The 22,323-nt window shown below is 67.1% G+C and carries 24 protein-coding genes and 1 tRNA gene; 17 read left to right on the top strand and 8 right to left on the bottom strand.

Features of this window, described 5'->3' with window-relative positions; all coding sequences use genetic code 11:
- The first annotated feature begins 19 nt into the window (after positions 1 to 19).
- Genes AC07OY_RS02155 through AC07OY_RS02145 form a run of 3 tightly spaced genes read left to right on the top strand, consistent with a single transcriptional unit; the run spans position 20 to position 2,333 of the window.
- A complete protein-coding gene (locus tag AC07OY_RS02155; RefSeq protein WP_495040875.1) occupies positions 20 to 397 on the top strand; it encodes a hypothetical protein in 378 nt (125 codons plus the stop codon).
- Positions 394 to 1,749 (top strand): tRNA (N6-isopentenyl adenosine(37)-C2)-methylthiotransferase MiaB, encoded by a 1,356-nt coding sequence (gene miaB, locus AC07OY_RS02150; RefSeq protein ID WP_495040874.1) that lies wholly within the window; start codon positions 394 to 396, stop codon positions 1,747 to 1,749. The genes AC07OY_RS02155 and miaB overlap by 4 nt, the downstream gene beginning before the upstream one ends.
- Positions 1,749 to 2,333 (top strand): hypothetical protein, encoded by a 585-nt coding sequence (locus AC07OY_RS02145; RefSeq protein WP_495040873.1) that lies wholly within the window; start codon positions 1,749 to 1,751, stop codon positions 2,331 to 2,333. The genes miaB and AC07OY_RS02145 overlap by 1 nt, the downstream gene beginning before the upstream one ends.
- Before the next feature lie 7 nt (positions 2,334 to 2,340).
- On the opposite strand, the gene AC07OY_RS02140 is transcribed toward AC07OY_RS02145, so the two are convergent.
- Positions 2,341 to 2,610 (bottom strand): hypothetical protein, encoded by a 270-nt coding sequence (locus tag AC07OY_RS02140; protein WP_495040872.1) that lies wholly within the window; start codon positions 2,608 to 2,610, stop codon positions 2,341 to 2,343.
- Positions 2,611 to 2,664: 54 nt separating this feature from the next.
- Here AC07OY_RS02140 and hemA point away from each other — a divergent pair, with 54 nt between their 5' ends.
- From hemA to AC07OY_RS02105, 7 genes are all read left to right on the top strand, one after another.
- Positions 2,665 to 3,924, top strand: a complete 1,260-nt coding sequence (gene hemA / locus AC07OY_RS02135; protein ID WP_495040871.1) for a glutamyl-tRNA reductase — start codon at positions 2,665 to 2,667, stop codon at positions 3,922 to 3,924.
- 68 nt (positions 3,925 to 3,992) lie between these two features.
- Positions 3,993 to 5,078 (top strand): peptide chain release factor 1, encoded by a 1,086-nt coding sequence (prfA, locus tag AC07OY_RS02130; RefSeq protein WP_495040870.1) that lies wholly within the window; start codon positions 3,993 to 3,995, stop codon positions 5,076 to 5,078.
- Entirely contained in the window at positions 5,075 to 5,884 is an 810-nt protein-coding gene (prmC, locus tag AC07OY_RS02125) for a peptide chain release factor N(5)-glutamine methyltransferase (protein WP_495040869.1), read from the top strand. Before prfA ends, prmC begins: the two co-directional genes overlap by 4 nt.
- Positions 5,885 to 5,994: 110 nt before the next feature.
- Entirely contained in the window at positions 5,995 to 6,567 is a 573-nt protein-coding gene (locus AC07OY_RS02120) for a hypothetical protein (RefSeq protein WP_495040868.1), read from the top strand.
- Between the two features lie 54 nt (positions 6,568 to 6,621).
- Positions 6,622 to 6,936 carry a Grx4 family monothiol glutaredoxin gene (gene grxD / locus AC07OY_RS02115; protein ID WP_439465992.1) on the top strand — a complete coding sequence of 105 codons (315 nt, stop codon included), beginning with the start codon at positions 6,622 to 6,624 and terminating at the stop codon, positions 6,934 to 6,936.
- The gene (locus AC07OY_RS02110; RefSeq protein ID WP_495040867.1) at positions 6,936 to 7,499 is read left to right on the top strand and encodes a UbiX family flavin prenyltransferase; all 564 of its coding nucleotides are present in this window, start codon (positions 6,936 to 6,938) and stop codon (positions 7,497 to 7,499) included. The genes grxD and AC07OY_RS02110 overlap by 1 nt, the downstream gene beginning before the upstream one ends.
- Before the next feature lie 9 nt (positions 7,500 to 7,508).
- Positions 7,509 to 7,901, top strand: coding sequence for a hypothetical protein (locus AC07OY_RS02105; RefSeq protein ID WP_495040866.1), 393 nt, complete (start codon positions 7,509 to 7,511; stop codon positions 7,899 to 7,901).
- 3 nt (positions 7,902 to 7,904) lie between these two features.
- Here AC07OY_RS02105 and AC07OY_RS02100 read toward each other — a convergent pair whose 3' ends face one another.
- The 3 genes from AC07OY_RS02100 to AC07OY_RS02090 all read right to left on the bottom strand — a co-directional run bounded on the left by AC07OY_RS02100 (position 7,905) and on the right by AC07OY_RS02090 (position 12,493).
- Positions 7,905 to 10,043 carry a M3 family metallopeptidase gene (locus tag AC07OY_RS02100; protein ID WP_495040865.1) on the bottom strand — a complete coding sequence of 713 codons (2,139 nt, stop codon included), beginning with the start codon at positions 10,041 to 10,043 and terminating at the stop codon, positions 7,905 to 7,907.
- Between the two features lie 99 nt (positions 10,044 to 10,142).
- On the bottom strand, positions 10,143 to 10,751 hold the full coding sequence (locus AC07OY_RS02095) for a lytic transglycosylase domain-containing protein (RefSeq protein WP_495040864.1): 609 nt from the start codon (positions 10,749 to 10,751) through the stop codon (positions 10,143 to 10,145).
- Positions 10,748 to 12,493: a proline--tRNA ligase gene (locus AC07OY_RS02090; protein ID WP_495040863.1), complete on the bottom strand. Its 1,746-nt coding sequence runs from the start codon at positions 12,491 to 12,493 to the stop codon at positions 10,748 to 10,750. Before AC07OY_RS02090 ends, AC07OY_RS02095 begins: the two co-directional genes overlap by 4 nt.
- Positions 12,494 to 12,633: 140 nt before the next feature.
- On the opposite strand from AC07OY_RS02090, the gene AC07OY_RS02085 reads away from it, so the two are divergent.
- Complete coding sequence (locus AC07OY_RS02085; RefSeq protein ID WP_495041964.1) at positions 12,634 to 13,254, top strand: RNA pyrophosphohydrolase; 621 nt, start codon at positions 12,634 to 12,636, stop codon at positions 13,252 to 13,254.
- A 40-nt stretch (positions 13,255 to 13,294) separates the two neighbouring features.
- Here AC07OY_RS02085 and proB read toward each other — a convergent pair whose 3' ends face one another.
- From proB to rplU, 4 genes are all read right to left on the bottom strand, one after another.
- Positions 13,295 to 14,410, bottom strand: coding sequence for a glutamate 5-kinase (proB, locus tag AC07OY_RS02080; protein ID WP_495040862.1), 1,116 nt, complete (start codon positions 14,408 to 14,410; stop codon positions 13,295 to 13,297).
- Complete coding sequence (gene obgE, locus AC07OY_RS02075; protein WP_495040861.1) at positions 14,407 to 15,471, bottom strand: GTPase ObgE; 1,065 nt, start codon at positions 15,469 to 15,471, stop codon at positions 14,407 to 14,409. The genes proB and obgE overlap by 4 nt, the downstream gene beginning before the upstream one ends.
- Before the next feature lie 137 nt (positions 15,472 to 15,608).
- A complete protein-coding gene (gene rpmA / locus AC07OY_RS02070) occupies positions 15,609 to 15,872 on the bottom strand; it encodes a 50S ribosomal protein L27 (protein WP_119043685.1) in 264 nt (87 codons plus the stop codon).
- Positions 15,873 to 15,907: 35 nt separating this feature from the next.
- A complete protein-coding gene (rplU, locus tag AC07OY_RS02065) occupies positions 15,908 to 16,219 on the bottom strand; it encodes a 50S ribosomal protein L21 (protein ID WP_025564359.1) in 312 nt (103 codons plus the stop codon).
- Between the two features lie 353 nt (positions 16,220 to 16,572).
- Here rplU and AC07OY_RS02060 point away from each other — a divergent pair, with 353 nt between their 5' ends.
- From AC07OY_RS02060 to coaE, 6 genes are all read left to right on the top strand, one after another.
- Positions 16,573 to 17,517, top strand: coding sequence for a polyprenyl synthetase family protein (locus AC07OY_RS02060; RefSeq protein ID WP_495041963.1), 945 nt, complete (start codon positions 16,573 to 16,575; stop codon positions 17,515 to 17,517).
- A gap of 47 nt (positions 17,518 to 17,564) precedes the next feature.
- Positions 17,565 to 17,641 (top strand) — tRNA-Pro (locus AC07OY_RS02055).
- Between the two features lie 222 nt (positions 17,642 to 17,863).
- Complete coding sequence (gene pilB / locus AC07OY_RS02050; protein WP_495041962.1) at positions 17,864 to 19,531, top strand: type IV-A pilus assembly ATPase PilB; 1,668 nt, start codon at positions 17,864 to 17,866, stop codon at positions 19,529 to 19,531.
- Positions 19,532 to 19,549: 18 nt separating this feature from the next.
- Positions 19,550 to 20,773: a type II secretion system F family protein gene (locus AC07OY_RS02045; RefSeq protein ID WP_495040860.1), complete on the top strand. Its 1,224-nt coding sequence runs from the start codon at positions 19,550 to 19,552 to the stop codon at positions 20,771 to 20,773.
- Positions 20,773 to 21,702: a prepilin peptidase gene (locus AC07OY_RS02040; RefSeq protein ID WP_495040859.1), complete on the top strand. Its 930-nt coding sequence runs from the start codon at positions 20,773 to 20,775 to the stop codon at positions 21,700 to 21,702. Before AC07OY_RS02045 ends, AC07OY_RS02040 begins: the two co-directional genes overlap by 1 nt.
- Positions 21,703 to 21,709: 7 nt before the next feature.
- Positions 21,710 to 22,315 (top strand): dephospho-CoA kinase, encoded by a 606-nt coding sequence (coaE, locus tag AC07OY_RS02035; RefSeq protein ID WP_495040858.1) that lies wholly within the window; start codon positions 21,710 to 21,712, stop codon positions 22,313 to 22,315.
- The last annotated feature ends 8 nt before the right edge of the window (positions 22,316 to 22,323 follow it).

The following is a 22,323-nucleotide window of genomic DNA, read 5'->3' as shown; positions in this document are numbered from 1 at the left end:
CGCAGCCACTGGACATGCCATGTACCGCTGTGTTCTCGCACTGACCCTCGCCGCGAGTTGCCTGGTCGCCCACGCCCAGACGCACCGCTTCTTCCCGGCCACCGCCTTGCGCGGCGAACTCGTCATCACGCAGTTCCCCGACGCGCTGCTGAACGGCAAGCCCGCGCGCCTGGCGCCCGGCAGCCGCATCAAGGGCGACACCAATCTGTGGGTTCCGCCCGCGGGCCTGACGGGCCAGAAGCTCATCGTCCACTACACGGTCGAACCCAACGGCCTGGTCATGGACGTCTGGGTGCTCAACCCCGCCGAGCTCGCCAACAAGACCTGGCCGACGTCGCCGGCCGAGGCCGCCAAGTGGCAGTTCATTCCCGGCAACCAGACCTGGGTGAAGCCATGAGCGCCGACACGACGGGCAAGAAGGTCTACATCAAGACCTTCGGCTGCCAGATGAACGAGTACGACTCGGACAAGATGGCCGACGTGCTGGGCGCCGCCAAGGGCTACACGCCCACCGACGATCCCGAGCAGGCCGACCTCATCCTGTTCAACACCTGCTCGGTGCGCGAGAAGGCGCAGGAAAAGGTCTTCAGCGACCTGGGCCGCGTCAAGCACCTCAAGGCCAAGGGCGTCATGATCGGCGTCGGCGGCTGCGTGGCCTCGCAGGAAGGCGCGGCCATCATCGAGCGTGCGCCCTATGTGGACGTGGTCTTCGGCCCGCAGACCCTGCACCGCCTGCCCGCCATGCTGGAAGCCCGCCGCGAGACGCGCCGCCCGCAGGTCGACATCTCTTTCCCCGAGATCGAGAAGTTCGACCACCTGCCGCCGGCCAAGGTCGAGGGCGCCTCGGCCTTCGTCTCCATCATGGAAGGTTGCTCCAAGTACTGCTCCTACTGCGTGGTGCCCTACACCCGCGGCGAAGAGGTCTCGCGGCCGTTTGACGACGTGCTGACCGAGATCGCCGGCCTGGCCGACCAGGGCGTCATGGAGATCAACCTGCTGGGCCAGAACGTCAATGCCTACCGCGGCAAGATGGGCGACACCACCGAGTTCGCCGACCTGGCCCTGCTGCTGGAATACGCGGCCGAGATCCCCGGCATCCAGCGCCTGCGCTTCACCACCAGCCACCCCAACGAGTTCAGCCCCCGCCTCATCGAGGCCTACGGCAAGATCCCGCAGCTGGTGAACCACCTGCACCTGCCCGTGCAGCATGGCAGCGACCGCATCCTGATGGCCATGAAGCGCGGCTACACGGCGCTGGAGTTCAAAAGCATCGTGCGCAAGCTGCGCGCCATCCGCCCGGACCTTCGCCTGGCCAGCGACTTCATCGTCGGCTTCCCCGGCGAAACGGACGAAGACCACGCCAAGCTGATGAAGCTGGTGCACGACGTCGGCTTCGACGCCTCCTTCAGCTTCATCTTCAGCCCCCGCCCCGGCACGCCGGCCGCGGCGCTGGAGGACACGACGCCCTATGAGGTCAAGGTCAAGCGACTGCAGGAGCTGCAGGCCGCCATCGAGGCGCATGCCATCACCATCTCGCAAGGCATGGTTGGCAAGGTGGAGAAGGTGCTCGTGACCGGCAACGCCCGCAAGGACAGCTCCGAGCTGATGGGCCGCACCGAGTGCAACCGCATCGTCAACTTCCCCGGCTCGCCGCGGCTGATGAATCAGCTCGTCGACGTGCGCATCACGACGGCCTTCGCGCATTCGCTGCGCGGCGAGGTGCTGACGAACGAGACCGTCACCGCCTGATGAATCCCAAGACATCCCGCCTGGCCCTGCGGGCGACCGCGATCGTCGCGACGCTGCTTCTGAATGGCTGCGCCGGCCCCGCGACGACCAAGGAGCTCATCGGCACGGCCATCGGCGTTCCCTACATGCCAACGGCGGAAGACCGGGCCAAACTGCCCGCCGACCCCAATTTCAAGTTGCAAGGCCCTGCCGATGGCAAGGCTGTCGTCTACGTCTACCGCAACAGCCAGTTCTACGCCGGCGGCGTGAACTACCAGCTCTTCATCGACGACCGCCTGTCCGGCGTCGTGCGCGACGGGCAATTCGTACGCCTGGAACTGGAGGCGGGCCAATACACGCTGCGTACCCAGATTCCCCAGTACGTGTCCACCGCGACCCCTGCGGCCGACGACCTGAACAACATCCAGGCCGCGCCCAAGATCGAAAGGCGCTTGCGCCTGCAGTCCGGCGAGACCTTCATCCTGCGACTCAACCTCGGCAAGCGCCGGGAGGGCATGGTGCTACGCCAGATCTTCGACCTGGAACCTATCGGGCCCGAAACGGCCACCTTCGACATGTCGCGCCTGCAAGCCAGCGACAAATAGGCCCGCTTCAGCGCCTGAAGCTGAGCGAGTACCACTGCGGCAGGGCGACGCCGAGCACCAGCAGGGCGTAGCCGGCCATGCGGCCGTCGCGGCCGAACAGCATCAAAGAGACGAGCACGGCGGCCATGCCGCCCGCAGCCCCCCAGGCCCAGAGCTTTCGCCAGGACTTCACCTCACGCCGCCACAGCCCCTTGATCGCCAACGCCAGCAGCGCCGCCAGCCCCCAGGCCGGGGCGAACAGGTTGGCGATATGCCAGAAGGCGTCGAGTGGGCTCATTCGGACTTGACCGGTGTCAGGGGCGGAAAAGCCGCGAATCCTACAATTCAACCCATGTCGGTCTTTGCTCTCGGCCTGAACCACAACACCGCCCCGCTGGATCTGCGCGGGCGGTTTGCGTTCACGCTCGAGCAGCTGGCACCTTCGCTGACCGGCCTGCGCCAGAAGCTGTCCGGCCCCGAGGCCGCCATCCTGTCGACCTGCAACCGCACCGAGGTCTATGTGGCCGCGCCGTCGGCCCTGGTGCAGCCGGCCATCGCCTGGCTGGCCGACGCCGGCGGCGTGCAGGCCGGCGCCCTGCGCGAGCATGCCTATGTGATGCAGGGCAGCGACGCCGCCCGCCATGCCTTCCGCGTCGCGGCCGGCCTGGACTCCATGGTGCTGGGCGAGCCGCAGATCCTCGGCCAGATGAAGCAGGCGGTGCGCGAGGCCGAGAACGCCGGCGCCCTGGGCACCACCCTGCACCAGCTCTTTCAGCGCAGCTTCTCTGTCGCCAAGGAAGTGCGCAGCTCCACCGAGATCGGCGCCCACTCCATCAGCATGGCCGCCGCGGCCGTGCGCCTGGCCGGCCAGCTGTTCGAGGACCTGGCCAAGACCCGTGTCCTCTTCGTCGGCGCTGGCGAGATGATCGAGCTGACCGCGACCCATTTCGCGGCGCGCACCCCGCGTCATATGGCCGTCGCCAACCGCACGCTGGAGCGCGGCGAAAAGCTCGCCACGCATTTCGGCGCCGAGGCCATGCGGCTGTCCGACCTGCCCGAGCGCCTGCACGAGTTCGACATCGTCGTCTCCTGCACGGCCTCCAGCCTGCCGCTGATCGGCCTGGGCGCCGTCGAGCGCGCGCTGAAGAAGCGCAAGCACCGCCCGATGTTCATGGTCGACCTGGCCGTGCCGCGCGACATCGAGCCCGAGGTCGCCCAGCTGGACGACGTCTATCTCTACACCGTCGACGAACTCGCCTCCCAGGTGCAGACCGCCGGCGAGAAGCGCCAGGCCGCCGTGGCCCAGGCCGAGGCCATCGTCGAGACCGGCGTGCAGAGCTTCATGCACTGGCTGGACCAGCGCCACACCGTGCCGCTGATCCAGGCCCTGCATGCCCAGGCCGACGATTGGCGCGCCCTCGAGATTGCCCGCGCCCGCAAGCTGCTGGCCAAGGGCGCCGATGTGGAAGCGGTGCTGGACGCCCTGTCCAAGGGCCTGACCCAGAAGCTGCTGCACGGCACCCTGGCCGAACTGAACTCCAGCGATGGCGAGCAGCGCCTGCAGCTCGCACAGACCGTGTCGCGCCTCTTCCTGCGCGGCAAGCAGTCTTAGCGGCGCTCTCCAGCCGCCGCCCGGCGCGCGTGCTGCGCCGCCCCTGACTGCCTTTTCGTTTGCCGCCCATGAAAGACTCCCTGCGCCAGCAGTTCGAACGCCTCGGCTTCCGCCTTGCCGAGCTCGACGCCCTCCTCGCCGACGGCAGCATCGCCGCCGACATGAAGCGCTATCGCGCCGTGACCAAGGAACAGGCCGAGGTGTCGGGCCTGGTCGAGCGCTACCGCCGCTATCAAGCGCATGAGGCCGACCTTGCTGGCGCACGCGAGATGCTCGACGACCCCGAGATGGCCGAGATGGCGCGCGAGGAGATCGCGTCCAACGAGGCCGCCCTCGCCGCGCTGGACCAAGAGCTGCAGCTGGCCCTGATCCCCAAGGATCCCGACGACGAGCGCAACGCCTTCCTCGAAATCCGCGCCGGCACGGGGGGCGATGAGTCGGCCCTGTTCGCCGGCGACCTGGCGCGAATGTATCTTCGCTTCGCCGAGGGCCAGGGATGGCGATGCGAGATCCTGTCCGAGAACGTGTCGGACCTGGGCGGCTACAAGGAGCTGGTCGTGCGCGTGGAGGGTGATGGCGTCTATGGCCGCCTGAAATTCGAGAGCGGCGGCCACCGCGTCCAGCGCGTGCCGGCGACCGAAACCCAGGGCCGCATCCACACCAGCGCCTGCACCATCGCCGTGATGCCCGAGCCCGACGAGGCCGAGGCCATCACGCTGAACCCGGCCGACCTGCGCATCGACACCTTCCGCGCCAGCGGCGCCGGCGGCCAGCACATCAACAAGACCGACTCCGCCGTGCGCGTCGTCCACCTGCCCACCGGCATCGTGGCCGAATGCCAGGACGGCCGCAGTCAGCACAGCAACAAGGCCAAGGCGCTGCAGGTGCTGCAGGCCCGCATCCAGGAGAAGGAACGCAGCGAGCGCGCCGCCAAGGAGGCCGCCACGCGCAAAGGGCTCATCGGCAGCGGCGACCGCAGCGACCGCATCCGCACCTACAACTTCCCGCAGGGCCGGCTGACCGACCACCGCATCAACCTGACCCTCTACAAGCTCGGGCAGATCATGGACGGCGACCTGGACGACGTCATCCAGGGCCTGCTGGCCGCGCAGGCCGCCGAACAGCTGGCCGAACTGGAAGCCGGCCGCGCATGACGGTCGATGAAGCGCTGGCCCTGGCCCGCCAGCTCGGCATCGAGCGCGGCGACGCGCAGACGCTGCTCGGCCACCTGACCGGCCAGGCGCGCACCTGGCTCATCACGCATGGCGACGCGCCAGCGCCCGGCGCCGACGCTGCACTGCGCCGCCTGGCCGCCGGTGAGCCGCTGGCCCACCTGACCGGCTGGCAGCCCTTCCACGGCCTGCTGCTGCAGGTCACACCCGCCACGCTGATCCCGCGCCCGGACACCGAGACCCTGGTCGACTGGGCGCTGGAACGGCTGGCGGACCTGCCCGGCCAGCCCCGCGTCGTCGACCTCGGCACCGGCAGCGGCGCCATCGCGCTGGCCCTCAAGGCGGCCTGCCCGCGCGCCCTGGTCACGGCGGTGGACTTCAGCGCCGCCGCCCTGGCCGTCGCGCGCGCGAACGGGGAAAGGCTCGCGCTGGACGTCGACTGGCGCCATGGCAGCTGGTTCGCCCCGCTGGCCGGCCAGCGCTTTGACCTCGTCGTCAGCAACCCGCCCTATATCGCCGGCGACGACCCGCATCTGCCGGCCCTGCGCCACGAGCCGATCACGGCGCTGACGCCCGGCGGCGACGGCCTGGCCGACCTGCGCACGCTGATTGATGTTGCGCCGCAACATCTGAATGCCGGCGCCTGGCTGCTGCTGGAGCATGGCTGGGACCAGGCCGAGGCCGTGGCCGCCCTGCTGGAAAGCCGCGGTTTTGCCCAGGCGACGCTGCGTCGCGACCTGGCCGACCGCGCCCGCGCAAGTGGGGGGCGCTGGGCTGCAACCAGCTGAAACCTCCCCGAAATGTGTGACGTATTGCTGCCAGTTCTTCTTTCCCGTAACTGAGCGGCGGGCGTAGTATCAAATCCCGGCGCCACCCGATGCACCGGCAGGAGACGATCATGGCCCGCCTTGCCAGCGCTGCAGTACTGAGCCTCTCTGCCCTTCTCGCCGCCCCTGCCTGGGCTGACGACGGCGCCAGCCCGCGCTGGCAGGCGCGATTGCAGTTGAACAGCGTGGACGGCAGCAGCGAGGCCCAGCAGCCCCGTCTCGGCGGCTCCCGCGTGCTGAGCGCCAACCTGCTCGGCGACTACTACCTCACCAAGTCCGGCATGACCGGCGTCAGTGGCGGCCTGCGCGCCACCGGCGGCTTGCTGCTCGGCCCGCTGTCGATGGCACAGAGCAGCGGCGGCCTGGCCCTGGGCAGCGGCCCCGTCGCCGCCGGCCGGCGCAGTCTGTCCCTGAGCGGCCCCGACAGCTACGCCGCCGACAACGCCAACCTGTCCTATGTCGGCATCGGCTACACCGGCCGGGTGCACAACAGCGGCTTGGCCTTCAGCGCCGACCTGGGCCTGATGTCGGGCTCCTATGGCGGCCTGCGCCTGGGCCGCAGCAGCGCCCAGGGCTTCGAGGACGCCATGCGCGACCTGCGCTTCAAGCCCCTGCTGCAACTGGGTCTGGCGTACAGCTACTGACGGCAGACCCGGGCCGTCCGGGATAATTGCGGTTTTGCCTTTCCGAGAACTGCAATGAGCGACGTTCAGCAACGCATCGACGACCTGGTCAAGTCCAACCGTGTCGTGCTCTTCATGAAGGGCACGGCCCAGTTCCCCATGTGCGGCTTCTCCGGCCGCGCCATCCAGATCCTGAAGGCGGCCGGCGTGACCGATCTGAAGACCTTCAACGTGCTGGAAGACGAGGAAGTGCGCCAGGGCATCAAGGACTACGCCAACTGGCCCACCATCCCCCAGCTCTACATCAATGGCGAGTTCCTCGGTGGCTCGGACATCATGATGGAGATGTACGAGTCGGGTGAGCTGCAGCAGGCTCTGGCTACCGCCTGATGACCCAGCGGCTCGTCGTCGGGCTGACCGGAGCGACAGGCGCGGCCTATGCGCTGCGCCTGCTGCGCCGCTCGCGCGAGCTGGGTGTCGAAACCCATCTCATCGCCACGCCCGCCGGCATCCTGAATGCCCATCACGAACTGGGCCTGGATCGATCGACGCTGGAAGCCGAGGCCGATCACGCCTATGCGCCCGGCGACATCGGCGCCTGCATCGCCAGCGGCAGTTTCGCGACGGCCGCCATGGTCGTCGCCCCCTGCTCGATGAAGTCGCTGGCAGCCATCGCCCACGGCCTGGGCGACAACCTGTTGACGCGCGCCGCCGATGTGACGCTGAAGGAGCGCCGCCGCCTCATCTTGATGGTGCGCGAGACGCCCTTCAACCTGGCCCATCTGCGCAATATGGTCGCGGTGACCGAGATGGGCGGCATCTGCTTTCCGCCGCTGCCGGCCTTCTATCACCACCCCAAGACCATTGAAGAGATGGTCAACGAAACGGCTGAGCGCGTGCTCGAGTTGGCCGGCGTGGCCCAGGCCCAGCCCAAGGCCTGGACGGGCCTCTGACCCCGCGCCATGGCGGCCCGCAAGCACCACTGGATGATCTGGAGCGCCATGGCGCTGGCCGGACTGGACTGCGCGCTGCGCGTCGTCACTCTGGCCTACTGGGCCTTGGCACCAGAACGCGTGCCGGGTATCCCGATATTGAGCAAGGGCATCTCCCACCCGGAGGTGCAGTTGGGCATGCTGGCGCTGACCCTGCCCGCCATGGCGGCTCTGGCTTGGCGGCACCTGATGTCGCCGCGGCAGTGCGCAATGGCGGGAGCTGCGCTGCTGGTGCTGGCCTGCGCCGCTTTCGTCGCTGGCCTCTTCCTTTCCTTCAACGTCGCCAGTCCCTGGGCTTTCCTGTGCCTCGGCCAGGCCCTGACTTTCAGCGGCGCCCAGCGCGGGCGGGGCGCCGCCGCCTGAAGCTCAGGGCTTCTGCATCACCAGGCCGCGCCTCTCCAGCAGCGGCTTGATGTCAGGCTCATGGCCGACGAGATTGCGGAACAGCACCATCGCATCCTCGGCGCCGCCGCGTGACAGCAGCTTGGCGCGCAGCACATCGCCATTGGCGCGCTTCAGGCCACCGTTGGCCTTCAGCCATTCCACGGTGTCGGCGTCCAGCACCTCGCTCCAGATGTAGGCGTAGTAGCCGGCCGAGTAGCCGCCCATGATGTGGCTGAAATAAGGCGTGCGGTAGCGCGGCGGCACCGGGCCGAAGTCCAGGCCCTCCTCCTTCAGCACCTTGGCCTCGAAGGCCATCATGCCGTCGGCCGCGGGCACCTGGCCGGGCTTGAGCTGGTGCAGGCGCTGGTCGAGGATGGCCGAGCTCAGATAGGACAGCGTCGTGTAGCCCTGGTTGAAGCGCTTGGCGCGCTCGACCTTGTCGAGCAGCTCACGCGGCATGGCCTCGCCCGTCTTGTAGTGGCGCGCGTAATTGGCCAGCACGCTGGGCCAGTCGGCCCAGACCTCGTTGACCTGCGACGGGTACTCGACGAAGTCGCGCGGCACGCGGCTCAGGCTGGGGTAAGGCACCTTGTTGAACATGCCGTGCAGGGCATGGCCGAACTCGTGGAACAGGGTGTTGACCTCGTCCCAGGTCAGCAGCGTCGGCTCGCCGGCCGGCGGCTTGGGGATGTTGAGGTGGTTGGCGACGACGGGCGAGGTGCCTTCCAGCGGGTTCTGGCCCACGTAGGCATTCATCCAGGCGCCACCGCGCTTGCTGGGCCGGGCATAGAGGTCGGCGATGAAGATGGCGAGCTGCTTGCCGTTGGTGTCGAAGACGTCATAGGTCAGCACGTCGTCGCGATAGACCGGCAGGTCGGTGCGGCGCTTGAAGCTGATGCCGTAGAGCTGGTTGGCCGCGAAGAACACGCCGCGCTCCAGCACGCTGGTGATCTCCAGATAGGGCTTGAGCTGGCTCTCGTCGAAACCGTATTTGGCGGCGCGCAGCTTGTCCGAGTAATAGCTCCAGTCCCAGGGCTGCAGCGCGAAGCCGGGCTGCTTCTTGGCGGCCTGGTCGGCGTCGATGAGCTTCTGCAGCTCGGCGCCTTCCTGCCTGGCCGAGGCCACGGCGGCGGGGCCCAGCTTGCCGAGCATGGCGTTGACGGCGTCGGCCGACTTGGCGGTCTCCTCCTCGAGCACGAAGGCAGCCGGCGTCGCGTAGCCCAGCAGGGTCGCGCGCTCCTGGCGCAGCGTCATCACGCGCGCCACGATGCCCGTGGTGTCGTTGGCGTTGCCACGGCTGCCACGCGCCACCGAGGCGCGGTGCAGGCGCTCGCGCAGGGCGCGGTTCTGCAGCTCGGTCTCGAGCGGCTGGATGGTGGTGTTCAGCAGCGCCAGCAGGTATTTGCCTTCCAGGCCCTTCCTCTTCGCAGCCTCCGCGGCGGTCGAGATCTGGGCCGGCGTCAGGCCGGCCAGTTCCTCGGCACTGTCGACGACGACGGCCGAGTCATTGACCTCGGTCAGCACCGCCCGGTTGAAGCGCGCGCCCAGCGTCGCCAGTTCGGCGTTGATGGCCTTCATGCGGCCCTTCTGCTCGTCGTTCAGCAACGCGCCGGCACGCACCATGTCGCGGCGATAGCGCTCGATGAGGCGCTTGCCCTCGGCGCTCGGCGCGGCCTTGTCGCGCGCGGCGTACAGGGCTTCGATGCGCGCGAACAGCTTGGGATTGAGCTGGATGGCGTCGCGGTGCGCCGCGAGCCTGGCGGCGTAGTCGGTCTGCAGTTGCTGGCGAGCCGGGTTGGCATCGGCGCCCAGCAGGCTGAACAGCAGGGTGCTGGCGCGGGCCAGCTGGCGGCCGCTGCGCTCCATCGCGACGATGGTGTTGTCGAAGGTCGGCGCGGCGGGGTTGTCGGCGATGGCCTGGATCTCGGCCAACTGCTCGACCATGCCCTTGTCCAGGGCCGGGCCGAAATGCTCGTCCTTCACCTTGTCGAACTGCGGGTACTGCAGCGGCAGCGGGCTGGGCGCGAAGAGCGGGTTGTCGGCGGGCTGCTGGGCCCAGCTCAGGCCGCTGGCCAGCAAGGTGCAGAAAAGAAGTGGCGCAAAGCGTTTGGCAGCGGGCATCGGCGGGCTTGTCTTGTGGACGAAACCGGAAAGCCTAACGCGGCTGCCAGGCCCGGCCACAAGCCACGCCGGGTAAGCCCTGAGGGCTTTACCAGCCCTTCACTTTTCGCCCGGCAGCAGCCACTGGCGCCGCGCGGCAAACACCGCGTTCGGATACTCGGGGCGGCCGCGGCTGCCGTTGTAGCGGCCCAGAGCCAGGAAGAGATCGCCCTTCTCGCGGTCCAGGTAGTGGCGCAGGATGACGCAGCCGAAGCGCAGATTGCTCTGCATATGGAAGAGCCGCGCGGCGTCACCATCGCCGATCAGCTTGGCCCAGAAGGGCATGACCTGCATATAGCCGCGTGCGCCGGCAATGCTGATGGCGTATTTGCGAAAGCCGCTCTCCACCTGCACGAGGCCGAGCACCAGGCTGGGCTCCAGGCCCGCGCGCTTGGCCTCGTACCAGACGGTCTCGAGGAACTCGATGCGGATCTGCGTCTCGGTCTTGCGCTTCTTCAGGCGCTCGCTCATGGCACCCAGCCAGCGCAGATAGGCCATGCGCTCGTCGACCTGGCCGGCCTCGAACTTCGGGCGCGGCGGCGCGGCCTGCGCGATGGAGGCGGTCAGCGCGGACCGCATCGAATCCGCCAAGGGTTCCTCGACCTGAGCGCCAGCCCTCGCCGCAAAGGGTGCGGCGAGCAGGCTGGACAGCAGCAGCCGGCGCTTCAAAGCTTGAGCAGGCCCTTCAGATGGCCGACCACGTCGTTGACGCCGAGCTTGGTCGCAGCCTCGTCGCGGCGGCCCTGGTACTCGACCTGGCCTTCCTTGAGGCCACGGTCGCCCAGCACGACGCGATGCGGCACGCCGATCAGCTCCCAGTCCGCGAACATCGCGCCGGGGCGTTCGCCGCGGTCGTCCAGCAGCACGTCCACGCCGAGGGCCTTCAGCTCGCCATGGAGCTTGTCGGCGGCGTTCTTCACGTCCTCGCTGCGGTCCGCGCCGATGGGGCAGATCACCACCGTGAAAGGCGCGATCGCATCCGGCCAGATGATGCCGCGTCCATCGTGGTTCTGCTCGATGGCAGCGCCCAGGATGCGCGTCACGCCGATGCCGAAGCAGCCCATTTCCATCAGGGCCGGCTTGCCGTTCTCGTCCAGGAAGGTCGCATTCATGGCCTTGCTGTACTTGGTGCCGAGATAGAACACATGGCCCACCTCGATACCGCGCTGGATGGCGAGCAGGCCCTTGCCGTCGGGCGAGGGATCGCCGGCGACGACATTGCGGATGTCGGCGACGACATCGGGCTCGGGCAGGTCGCGGCCCCAGTTGACGCCGGCCAGGTGGAAGTCGGCCTCATTGGCGCCGCAGATGAAATCGCTCATGACGGCGACGGTGCGGTCGGCAATGATCTTGACGGGCTTTTGCAGGCCGATGGGGCCGAGGTAGCCGGGCTTGCAGCCGAAGTGGTCGATGATTTCACCGACGGTGGCGAAGCGGAAACCGCCCTTCAGGCCTTCGACCTTGCCGGCCTTCACTTCATTCAGATCGTGATCGCCGCGCACCAGCAGCAGCCAGACCTGGGTCTTGACGATATTGCCGTCCTTGTCGAGTTCATCGGTGGCCAGCACCAGCGACTTGACGGTCTGGGCCAGCGGCAGGCCCAGCAGCAGGGCCACCTCTTCGCAGGTGGACTTGCCGGGCGTGGGCGTCTTGGCCAGGGCCTGCATGGCCTCGCCACGCGCGGGCATCAGGGCCACGGCCTCGGCCAGCTCGATATTGGCGGCGTAATCGCTGGTCGGGCAGTAGACGATGGCGTCCTCGCCGGTGTCGGCGATGACCTGGAACTCGTGCGAGCGGTCGCCACCAATGGCGCCCGTGTCGGCCGCGACGGCGCGGTACTGCAGGCCGAAGCGGTCGAAGATCTTGCAGTAGGCCGCGTACATGTTGTCGTAGCTGCGGCCGGCGGCATCCTTGTCACGGTCGAAGGAATAGGCGTCCTTCATCGTGAACTCGCGGCCGCGCATCAGGCCGAAGCGGGGGCGGCGCTCGTCCCGGAACTTGGTCTGGATGTGATAGAAATTTTTCGGCAGCTGGCGATAGCTGCGCAGCTCCTGGCGGGCGATGTCGGTGATGACTTCTTCGCTGGTGGGCTGGACGATGAAGTCGCGGCCATGGCGGTCCTTCACGCGCAGCAGTTCAGGGCCCATCTTGTCGAAGCGGCCGGTCTCCTGCCACAGCTCGGCGGGCTGGATGACGGGCATCAGGCATTCGACGGCGCCGGCGGCGTCCATCTCCTCGCGAATGATCTTCTCGACCTTGCGGATGACGCGAAGCCCCATCGGCATGTAGTTGTAAATGCCAGCGCCCAGACGCTTGATCATGCCCGCGCGCATCATCAGCTTGTGGCTGACGACCTCGGCATCGGCGGGAGCTTCCTTGAGGGTGGAGATGAAGAACTGGGAGGCTTTCATGGGCGGTACTAAATGCGAAGGCCGGGTGAAAACCCGGCCAAGTCACGACAAAACAGGGAGAAATCTTCGGGTTAGCGAGGGCGCTGTGGCGATCGTGGCCCGATGCAATAATCGAACCAACTAGAGATTTGAGGTTGATTATGCTCGACCGTGAAGGCTTCCGCCCCAACGTCGGCATCATCCTGCTCAACCAGCGCAACGAGGTTTTCTGGGGCAAGCGCATCCGGACGCACTCGTGGCAGTTCCCGCAAGGGGGCATCAAGCACGGTGAAACGCCTGAGCAGGCGATGTTCCGAGAGCTCCACGAAGAGGTGGGGCTCACGCCAGAGCATGTGCGCATCATCGCGAGAACTCGCGACTGGCTGCGCTATGAGGTGCCCGAGCATTTCATCCGCCGCGATGCGCGTGGCCATTACCGCGGCCAGAAGCAGATCTGGTTCCTGCTGCAGATGGTGGGCCGCGACTGCGACATGAATCTGCGCGCCACCGACCACCCCGAATTCGACGCCTGGCGCTGGAACGAGTACTGGGTGCCGCTGGAGGCCGTCATCGAGTTCAAGCGCGGTGTCTACGAAATGGCGCTGACGGAACTGGCGCGCTATCTGCCGCGCATCAACCACCACAACCGCTATCTGCGCGCCGGCATGCGGCCGGCGCACCGGGAGCGCAACAGCGGACCGATGCCGTTGGATGCCGGCAGCGGGCCCGTGCCACTGGAGGCGACGGCGACGCCGCCGGACGGCGAGCCGTCAGGCTCCTAGCGGAGCACCAAGTTGTGGCTGCGCCGCAATATGGTTCCTCCTATCGGAGAACCATATTGTCTCGGTGGATGAGCTCTGGCTCGGCCGCATAGCCGAGCACGGCCTCGAACTCCGACGACGGCTTGCGGGCGATCAGCCGCGCTTCCGAAGCTGAGTAGTTGGCCAGGCCACGCGCCAGTTCGACCCCTTCGGTCGTCTGCACGGCAATCACGTCGCCACGGTGGAAACCGCCCTGCACTTCGACGACGCCGATGGGCAGCAGGCTCTTGCCTTCGTCGCGCAGCTTGACCGCCGCGCCGGCATCGACCTTGACCGAGCCGCGCAACTGCAGGTGGTCGACCATCCACTGCTTGCGCGCCGCCAGCTTGGGCGTGGCCGCGTGCAGGGCCGTACCGATGGCCTCGCCGGCAGCCAGGCGCACCAGCACGTCGGGCTCGCGGCCCCAGGCGATGACGGTGCCGGCACCACTGCCGGCCGCGCGCTTGGCGGCCAGGATCTTGGTGAGCATGCCGCCGCGGCCGATGCTGGAGCCGGCGCCGCCGGCCATGCGCTCCAGCTCCGCGTCGCCGGCCTGGGCGTTGTCGATGAAGCGGGCGTTGGGGTCCTTGCGCGGATCGGCCGAGTAGAGGCCGCGCTGGTCGGTCAGGATGACGAGGGCATCGGCCTCGACCAGATTGGCGACCAGGGCGCCCAGCGTGTCGTTGTCGCCGAACTTGATCTCGTCGTTGACGACGGTGTCGTTCTCGTTGATGACGGGCAGCACGCGGTGGGCCAGCAGCGTCAGCAGCGTCGAGCGCGCATTCAGATAGCGTTCGCGGTCGGCCAGGTCGGCATGGGTCAGCAGCACCTGGGCGCTCGGCAGTCCATGGGCGCTGAGCTGGCTCTCATACATCTGGGCCAGGCCCATCTGGCCGACGGCCGCAGCCGCCTGCAGTTCATGCAATTCTTTGGGGCGCGTCGCCCAACCGAGGCGCTTCATGCCCTCGGCGATGGCACCGCTGGACACCATGACCAGCTCGCGCCCTTCGCCCGCCAAGGCCGCCAGCTGGCGGCTCCAGTTCGCGATCGCTTCGGCATCAACGCCGCGGCCCTCGTTGGTGACGAGGCTGGAACCGACTTTGACAACGATGCGACGCGCGCTGGACAGCAGACTCATTCGGCGGGGTCAGGGGAATCGAAACGGATGTCGCGCTCTTCAATTACGCGCTGCTCGGCGGCGACGTGGTCGTAGATGGCGTGGATCAGCGGCTGGCAGCCTTCGCGGGTCAGGGCCGAGATCTCGAAGACCGGCCCCTTCCACTTGTAGCGCTTGACGAAGTCCTTCACGCGCGTGGCGCGCTCTTCTTCGGGCACCATGTCCAGCTTGTTCAGCACCAGCCAGCGCGGCTTGGCGTGCAGCTCGGGGTCGTACTTCTTCAGCTCGGCGACGATGGCCTTGGCTTCCTTGACCGGATCGACCTCGGGGTCGAAGGGGGCCAGGTCGACGACATGCAGCAGCAGGCGGGTGCGCTGCAGATGGCGCAGGAACTGGTGGCCCAGGCCGGCACCTTCCGCGGCGCCTTCGATGAGGCCCGGGATGTCGGCGACGACGAAGCTCTTCTCCGGCGCGACGCGCACGACGCCCAGATTGGGGTGCAAGGTCGTGAAGGGATAGTCGGCGATCTTGGGCTTGGCGTTGGACACCGCCGTGATCAGCGTGGACTTGCCGGCGTTGGGCTGGCCCAGCAGGCCGACGTCGGCCAGCACGCGCAGCTCCAGCCGCACCTTCTTGATCTCGCCCGGCCAGCCCGGCGTCTTCTGACGCGGCGCTCGGTTGGTCGAGGTCTTGAAATGCAGATTGCCGAAGCCGCCGTCGCCACCCTTGCACAGCAGGATGCGCTCGCCGGGCTCGAGCAACTCGCCGATGACCGACTCGGTCTCGAGGTCGGTGATGATGGTGCCCACCGGCATGCGCAGCACGATGTCGTCGGCGGCGGCGCCGAAGCAGTCCGAACCACGGCCGGCCTCGCCATTGCGCGCCTCGTGGCGGCGCGCATAGCGGTAGTCGATCAGGGTGTTGAGGTTGCGATCGGCCTCGGCCCAGACGCTGCCGCCCTTGCCACCGTCGCCACCGTCCGGCCCGCCGAAGGGGATGAACTTCTCGCGGCGAAAGCTCGCGCAGCCAGCACCACCGTTACCGGCGGCGACATCGATGGTGGCTTCGTCAACGAATTTCATGGCGGGAGAGCCATCGTAATGGCTGAGGTTGCGTCCGGCGTGCCGTCGTGTGGCGCAGCAGACTTCAGAAATGACAAAGCCCCGGCGAGCCGGGGCTTGGGCTTTCGGGCGATGTTGCCGCCCGAACCTTGCCGACCTTAGGCGGCCAGCGGGGTCACGACAACCGTCGAACGGTTGTTGGCGCCCTTGACGGTGAAGCTCACGTGGCCATCGACCAGCGCGAACAGCGTGTGGTCCTTGCCGATGCCGACGTTCACGCCGGGGTGGAACTTCGTGCCGCGCTGGCGGACGATGATCGAGCCAGCGGAGATCAGTTCGCCGCCGTAAGCCTTGACGCCCAGCATCTTGGGCTTGGAGTCGCGGCCGTTCCGTGTAGAACCGCCGCCCTTTTTCTGTGCCATGTTTAGCTCCTAGAAATTAGCGAAAGAAGATGGGATCAGCCGTTGACCGCGCTGATTTCCAGCTCGGTGTAGTTCTGGCGATGGCCCTGGCTCTTCTTGTAGTGCTTGCGACGGCGCATCTTGAAGATGCGAACCTTGTCGTGCTTGCCGTGGCTGACGACCTTGGCGCTGACCGTAGCGCCGGCGACCAGCGGAGCGCCGACCGTCAGGCCGTCACCGCTGCCAACTGCCAGCACCTGGTCAAGAGTGACCTCAGCGCCAACTTCCGCGTCGAGCAGCTCGACCTTGATCTTTTCGCCAGCAGCAACCTTGTATTGCTTGCCGCCGGTTTTGATGACCGCGTACATATTCATCCTTCCGCACCTCGGGGGTGCACTCACCCGGCTCCAGCGGCTAGGCCCTCGTCATCAGACTCGCGCCACCGCCCTCGTCGGGCCTTTTTGTCGGTTTTGGTCTCTCCGCCACTCACGCGCCAAAAGACGCACGAACCGCAAAGAGCCCACGAGTATACCCTGAGCTTTCAAGTGAAGGCAATGGCGTCGTCCAGCGCCCGCGTGCAAGCCCCGTGACAACTGCCCGGCCCAGCCTCGTCCGGGAGGGGGTGGACACCGTTTCTATAATGAGGCGATTCCTTGCCTGAGAGTCCAGAGTGCGCGTCGAGTCAGCCTCGCCCCCATCCCAAGTCGCCGAGGTTCTTGCCCTGCTGGCCGCCGAAATGGCCCAGGTCGACGCCGTCATCGCCCAACGCCTCTCCTCCGATGTGGCGCTGATCGACCAGATCGCCCACTACATCGTGCATGCCGGCGGCAAGCGCATGCGGCCCAAGCTGGTGCTGCTGTTCGCCAACGCCCTCGGCTTCGACAAGCCGGCGCGCTTCGAGCTTGCCGCAGTCGTCGAGTTCATCCACACCGCCACGCTGCTGCACGATGACGTCGTCGACGAATCCTCGCTGCGCCGCGGCAAGCCGACGGCCAACGCCTTGTTCGGCAACGCCGCCAGCGTGCTGGTCGGCGACTTCCTCTATTCGCGCGCCTTCCAGATGATGGTGTCCGTCGACCGGATGCGAGTGCTGGAGGTGCTGGCGGAAGCCACCAATGTCATCGCCGAGGGCGAGGTCCTGCAGTTGATGAACATGCATGACCCCGACATCACCGTCGAGAGCTATCTGCGCGTGATCCGCTTCAAGACCGCCAAGCTCTTCGAGGCCAGCGCGCGACTGGGCGCGGTGCTTGCCAACGCATCGCCGGAAGTCGAGGAGGCCTGCGCCGCCTATGGGCGCGCTCTCGGGACCGCCTTCCAGCTCATCGACGACGTGCTGGACTACGAAGGCGACGCTCTCGAGCTCGGCAAGAACATCGGCGACGACCTGCGCGAAGGCAAGACGACGCTGCCGCTGCTGATCGCGATGGAGCGCGCCAGCGCCGAGCAGCGCGCCCTGCTGCGCCATGCCATCGAGGAAGGCGAGCAGGAGAAGCTGCAGGAGATCGTCGCCATCGTGCGCTCGACCGGCGCTCTCGAGTCGACGCGGGAAGCCGCCCGGACCGAAGCCAGGCACGCCGCGGACTGCCTCAGCCACCTGCCTCCAAACAAGTGGACGGAATCTCTGCTAGAATTCGCAATTCAGTCGGTTGAGCGGCATTCTTGAAAGCGGCACGCAAGTGCCCTGCTGAATGCCCCCAACAAGAAGACCATCGGGGTGTAGCTTAGCCTGGTAGAGCGCTACGTTCGGGACGTAGAGGCCGGAGGTTCGAATCCTCTCACCCCGACCAAGTCTTCTGATGCTCCCCTCGGGACGAGGGTTGAGCCAAAACCACACGGTTTGTCGCGCGGCAGCCCTGAAATCCTGACGTTATCCCTGGAAATCGTTTGCTTCGAGCTCGCCTCCCGGCTGGCACAATCGGCAGACTTCGCTCCTTCCGTCGTCGACGCAACTGCCTGTGGAAACCACGCTCGCCGAGCCGCTCCAGTCTTCCCTGTCGGGGGTTGCGCGCATGCTGGTGCATGCCGGCAAGCTCCAGGCCAAGGCCGCGGAAGACCTCGTCAAGCAGTCCCGCGAGAAGAAGACCAGCTTCGTCAATGCGGTGATCGCCAGCGGCCAGGTGTCGCCGGTCGATCTGGCGCACACCCTGTCCAGCGCCCTGGCCCTGCCGCTGCTGGACCTGTCGGCGATGGATCCGCAGCGCATGCCGCAGAACGTCATCGACGCCAAGCTGGCCCAGCAATACCAGGTCGTCGCGCTGTCCCGTCGCGGCAACCGTCTCTTCGTTGGCGGCGCTGATCCCACCGACCTCGAGGTCATCGAGCGCATCAAGTTCACGACCCAGCTCCAGCCGGAGTGGGTCATCGTCGAGCACGACAAGCTGGCCAAGATGCTGGCCAGCACGACGGCGAGCGCGGCGGAATCGCTGGAAAGCATCGCTGGCGGCGACTTCGATTTCGATATCGCCGAAGAGGATGCCTCGCCGCAGCAGGAAGCCGCCGAGCTCGCCGACGTCGAGGACGCGCCCGTCGTGCGCTTCCTGCAGAAGATGCTGGTCGACGCGATCAACCTGCGCGCCTCGGACTTGCACTTCGAGCCCTACGAGTTCCATTACCGGGTGCGGTTCCGCGTCGACGGCGAGTTGCGCGAAATCACGCAGCCGCCGATCGCGATCAAGGACAAGCTGGCTTCGCGCATCAAGGTCATCTCGCGCCTGGACATCGCCGAGAAGCGCGTGCCGCAGGACGGCCGGATGAAGCTGAAGTTCGGCAGCAAGTCCATCGACTTCCGCGTCAGCACCCTGCCCACGCTGTTCGGCGAAAAGATCGTCATCCGTATCCTGGACTCCTCGTCGGCCAAGCTCGGCATCGAGGCCCTGGGCTACGAGAAGATCGAGAAGGATCGCCTGCTCACCGCCATCTATCGCCCTTACGGCATGGTGCTGGTGACCGGCCCGACGGGCTCCGGCAAGACGGTGTCCCTCTACACCTGCCTGAACATCCTGAACCAGCCCGGCGTCAACATCTCGACCGTCGAGGATCCGGCTGAAATCAACTTGCCGGGCATCAACCAGGTCAACGTCAATGACAAGGCCGGGCTGAACTTCTCGGCCGCGCTGAAGTCCTTCCTGCGCCAGGATCCCGACATCATCATGGTCGGCGAAATCCGCGACCTGGAAACCGCCGACATCGCCATCAAGGCCGCGCAGACCGGCCACATGGTCATGTCGACGCTGCACACCAACGACGCCCCCAAGACGCTGACCCGCCTGCTCAACATGGGCGTGGCGCCGTTCAACATCGCGTCCAGCGTGCTGCTCATCACCGCCCAGCGCCTGGTGCGCCGGCTGTGCGAGAACTGCAAGACGCCGGCCGAATACCCGCGCGAGGCCCTGATCAAGGCCGGCTTTGTCGAGGACGACTTCGACGGCAGCTGGAAGCCCTATCGCGCCGTCGGCTGCAGCAATTGCACAAATGGTTACCGTGGCCGTGTCGGCCTTTACCAAGTGATGCCCATCACGGAGGACATCCAGCGCATCATCCTGGCTGAGGGAACGGCGATGGACATCGCCGAACAGGCCAAGAAAGAAGGGGTGCGCGATCTGCGCCAATCCGGCTTGGTGAAAGTACGCATCGGCGTCACGACGCTCGAAGAAGTGCTGTCGGCCACCAACGAATAACAGTCTCGAGGAGAGCGCATGGCCACTGCCACCGCTGCAGCAAAAGGCGTCAAGGACTTCGTCTTTGAGTGGGAGGGCAAGGACCGCAACGGCAAGATCGTCAGGGGCGAGCTGCGCGCCGGCGGCGAAGCCATGGTCAGCGCGACGCTGCGCCGTCAGGGCATCCTGGTCAACAAGGTCAAGAAGCGCCGCTCCAGCGGTGGCAGCGCGATCAAGCACAAGGACATCGCCGTCTTCACGCGCCAGCTCGCGACGATGATGCGCGCCGGCGTGCCGCTGCTGCAGGCCTTCGACATCGTGGCCCGCGGCGCGACCAACCCGCGACTGACCCGCCTCTTGAACGACATCCGCCAGGATGTGGAGACGGGTACCAGCCTGTCTTCGGCCTTCCGCAAGCACCCGATGTACTTCGACGCGCTGTACTGCAACCTCGTCGAGGCGGGTGAGGCGGGCGGTATCCTGGAAGCGCTGCTGGACCGGCTGGCCGTCTACCAGGAAAAGACCGTCGCCATCAAGAACAAGATCAAGTCGGCGCTGACCTACCCGATCGCGGTCATGGTCGTCGCCTTCATCGTGGTCGCCGTCATCATGATCTTCGTGGTGCCGGCCTTCGAGGACGTCTTCAAGTCCTTCGGCGCCGACCTGCCGGCGCCGACGCTGATGATCATCGCGATGTCGAAGTTCTTCGTCTCCTTCTGGTGGGCCATCTTCGGCAGCATCGGCGGCGGCATCTATTTCTTCCTGCAGACCTGGAAGCGCTCCGTGCCGATGCAAAAGCGCATGGACCGCATCCTGCTGAAGATCCCGGTCTTCGGCGACCTCATGTACAAGTCGGCCATCGCGCGCTGGACGCGCACGCTGTCGACGATGTTCGCGGCCGGCGTGCCGCTGGTCGAAGCCCTGGATTCCGTCGGCGGCGCCTCCGGCAACGCCGTGTTCCAGGAAGCCACCGAGCAGATCCAGCGCGACGTCTCCACCGGCGCCGCGCTGACCACGTCGATGCAGACGACCGGCATCTTCCCGACCATGGTGCTGCAGATGGCGTCCATCGGCGAGGAATCCGGTTCGCTGGATCACATGCTGGCCAAGGCCGCCGAGTTCTATGAGGACGAGGTTGACGAGGCCGTCAAGGCCCTGTCCAGCCTGATGGAGCCCTTCATCATCGTCATCCTGGGCGGCTTGATCGGCGGCATCGTCGTGGCGATGTACCTGCCCATCTTCAAGCTCGGCCAGGTGGTCTGATGGCGGTGGACTACGGCCTGCTGCTGTCACCCTGGGTCCTTGGCATCTTCGGCCTGTGCATCGGCAGCTTCCTGAACGTCGTCATCTACCGCCTGCCGCTGATGCTGGAGCGGCAGTGGCTGCATGAATCCGCGGCCCAGCTGACCGACGCGCCGGCCATGGCGCGCGTGGCCGGGGTGCCGCTGCCCGAGGCCGAGAAGCTGGCCAAGGCCGTCGACGCCTATGGCACCAGGATCGAGGCCCTGCCGCCCTTCAGCATCGCGGCGCCGCGTTCGCGCTGCCCGCATTGCGGCCATCAACTGCGCTGGCATGAGAACCTGCCCGTCGTCGGCTGGCTGCGCCTGGGCGGCAAATGCGCCAGCTGCAAGGCGCCCATCTCCAAGCGCTATCCGCTGATCGAGCTCGTCACCGGTGCCGCCTTCGCCGCGCTGTCCTGGCGCTTCGGCGCCCAGCCGACGACGCTGCTGTGGTGCGGCTTCGTCGCCGCCCTGATCGCGCTGGCCATGATCGACTGGGACACCACCCTGCTGCCCGACGCGATCAACCAGCCCCTGCTGTGGGCCGGCCTCGCCGCGGCGCTGATGGGCTGGACCATTCCACTGGACAAGGCCCTGATCGGCGCCCTGGCCGGCTATCTGTCGCTGTGGTCGGTCTACTGGGTGTTCAAGATCCTCACCAAGAAGGAGGGCATGGGCTATGGCGACTTCAAGCTGCTCGCCGCCCTCGGCGCCTGGCTGGGCTGGCAGATGGTCCTGCCCATCGTGCTCGGCGCGTCGGCCATCGGTGCCGTCATCGGCCTCATCATGAAGATGAACGCCGGCCTGCGCGAGGGCCGTTATGTGCCCTTCGGCCCCTTCCTCGCCGGCGGCGGCCTGGTCGTGCTGTTTGCCGGCCAGGCGACGGTGCTGGGGTGGCTGGGCTGGGCCTGACGCCTTGATGAGAGTCGGGCTGACCGGCGGCATCGGCAGCGGCAAGAGCACGGTCGCCGGCATCCTGCGCGAGGCCGGCGCCGCCATCGTCGACACGGACGCTATCTCCCGCGCGCTGACCGCCACCGGCGGTGCCGCCATGCCGGCCGTCGCCGCGCAGTTCGGCGCCGACTTCGTGGGCGCGGACGGCGCGCTGGACCGCGACCGCATGCGCGCCCTCGCCTTCTCGGACGCCGCCGCCAAGCGCCGGCTCGAGGCCATCCTGCATCCCTTGATCACCGCCGAGGCCCTGGCCCAGGCCGACGCCGCGACGCAACCCCTCGTCGTCTTCGATGTGCCGCTGCTGGTCGAGTCGGGCCGCTGGCGGCCCCGCCTCGCGCGCGTCCTCGTCGTCGACTGCTCGGCCGAGACCCAGATCGAACGCGTGCTGCAACGTCCGGGCTGGACGCGCGAACGCGTCGATGGCGCCTTGGCCGCGCAGACCACGCGCGAAGCGCGCCGCGCGGCGGCGGACGTGGTGCTGCTGAACGACGGCTTGACGCTTGTTGCGCTCAGAAACGAGGTTCTCGGCCTGGCCGGACGCTGGGGCTGTGAAACAATCGCCCGGCCCTGATCGCAGTC

The organism is Roseateles sp. GW821-FHT09H10, assembly GCF_059415865.1.
The sequence above is the reverse complement of the archived record's forward strand: the minus strand, read 5'-3'. Positions and strand labels throughout refer to the sequence as shown.

Coding starts and splice junctions, on each gene's coding strand:
- AC07OY_RS02155 (WP_495040875.1), top strand. CDS start 20: ATGTACCGCTGTGTTCTCGCACTGACCCTCGCCGCGAGTTGCCTGGTC.
- miaB (WP_495040874.1), top strand. CDS start 394: ATGAGCGCCGACACGACGGGCAAGAAGGTCTACATCAAGACCTTCGGC.
- AC07OY_RS02145 (WP_495040873.1), top strand. CDS start 1,749: ATGAATCCCAAGACATCCCGCCTGGCCCTGCGGGCGACCGCGATCGTC.
- AC07OY_RS02140 (WP_495040872.1), bottom strand. CDS start 2,610: ATGAGCCCACTCGACGCCTTCTGGCATATCGCCAACCTGTTCGCCCCG.
- hemA (WP_495040871.1), top strand. CDS start 2,665: ATGTCGGTCTTTGCTCTCGGCCTGAACCACAACACCGCCCCGCTGGAT.
- prfA (WP_495040870.1), top strand. CDS start 3,993: ATGAAAGACTCCCTGCGCCAGCAGTTCGAACGCCTCGGCTTCCGCCTT.
- prmC (WP_495040869.1), top strand. CDS start 5,075: ATGACGGTCGATGAAGCGCTGGCCCTGGCCCGCCAGCTCGGCATCGAG.
- AC07OY_RS02120 (WP_495040868.1), top strand. CDS start 5,995: ATGGCCCGCCTTGCCAGCGCTGCAGTACTGAGCCTCTCTGCCCTTCTC.
- grxD (WP_439465992.1), top strand. CDS start 6,622: ATGAGCGACGTTCAGCAACGCATCGACGACCTGGTCAAGTCCAACCGT.
- AC07OY_RS02110 (WP_495040867.1), top strand. CDS start 6,936: ATGACCCAGCGGCTCGTCGTCGGGCTGACCGGAGCGACAGGCGCGGCC.
- AC07OY_RS02105 (WP_495040866.1), top strand. CDS start 7,509: ATGGCGGCCCGCAAGCACCACTGGATGATCTGGAGCGCCATGGCGCTG.
- AC07OY_RS02100 (WP_495040865.1), bottom strand. CDS start 10,043: ATGCCCGCTGCCAAACGCTTTGCGCCACTTCTTTTCTGCACCTTGCTG.
- AC07OY_RS02090 (WP_495040863.1), bottom strand. CDS start 12,493: ATGAAAGCCTCCCAGTTCTTCATCTCCACCCTCAAGGAAGCTCCCGCC.
- AC07OY_RS02085 (WP_495041964.1), top strand. CDS start 12,634: ATGCTCGACCGTGAAGGCTTCCGCCCCAACGTCGGCATCATCCTGCTC.
- proB (WP_495040862.1), bottom strand. CDS start 14,410: ATGAGTCTGCTGTCCAGCGCGCGTCGCATCGTTGTCAAAGTCGGTTCC.
- obgE (WP_495040861.1), bottom strand. CDS start 15,471: ATGAAATTCGTTGACGAAGCCACCATCGATGTCGCCGCCGGTAACGGT.
- rpmA (WP_119043685.1), bottom strand. CDS start 15,872: ATGGCACAGAAAAAGGGCGGCGGTTCTACACGGAACGGCCGCGACTCC.
- rplU (WP_025564359.1), bottom strand. CDS start 16,219: ATGTACGCGGTCATCAAAACCGGCGGCAAGCAATACAAGGTTGCTGCT.
- pilB (WP_495041962.1), top strand. CDS start 17,864: ATGCTGGTGCATGCCGGCAAGCTCCAGGCCAAGGCCGCGGAAGACCTC.
- AC07OY_RS02045 (WP_495040860.1), top strand. CDS start 19,550: ATGGCCACTGCCACCGCTGCAGCAAAAGGCGTCAAGGACTTCGTCTTT.
- AC07OY_RS02040 (WP_495040859.1), top strand. CDS start 20,773: ATGGCGGTGGACTACGGCCTGCTGCTGTCACCCTGGGTCCTTGGCATC.
- coaE (WP_495040858.1), top strand. CDS start 21,710: ATGAGAGTCGGGCTGACCGGCGGCATCGGCAGCGGCAAGAGCACGGTC.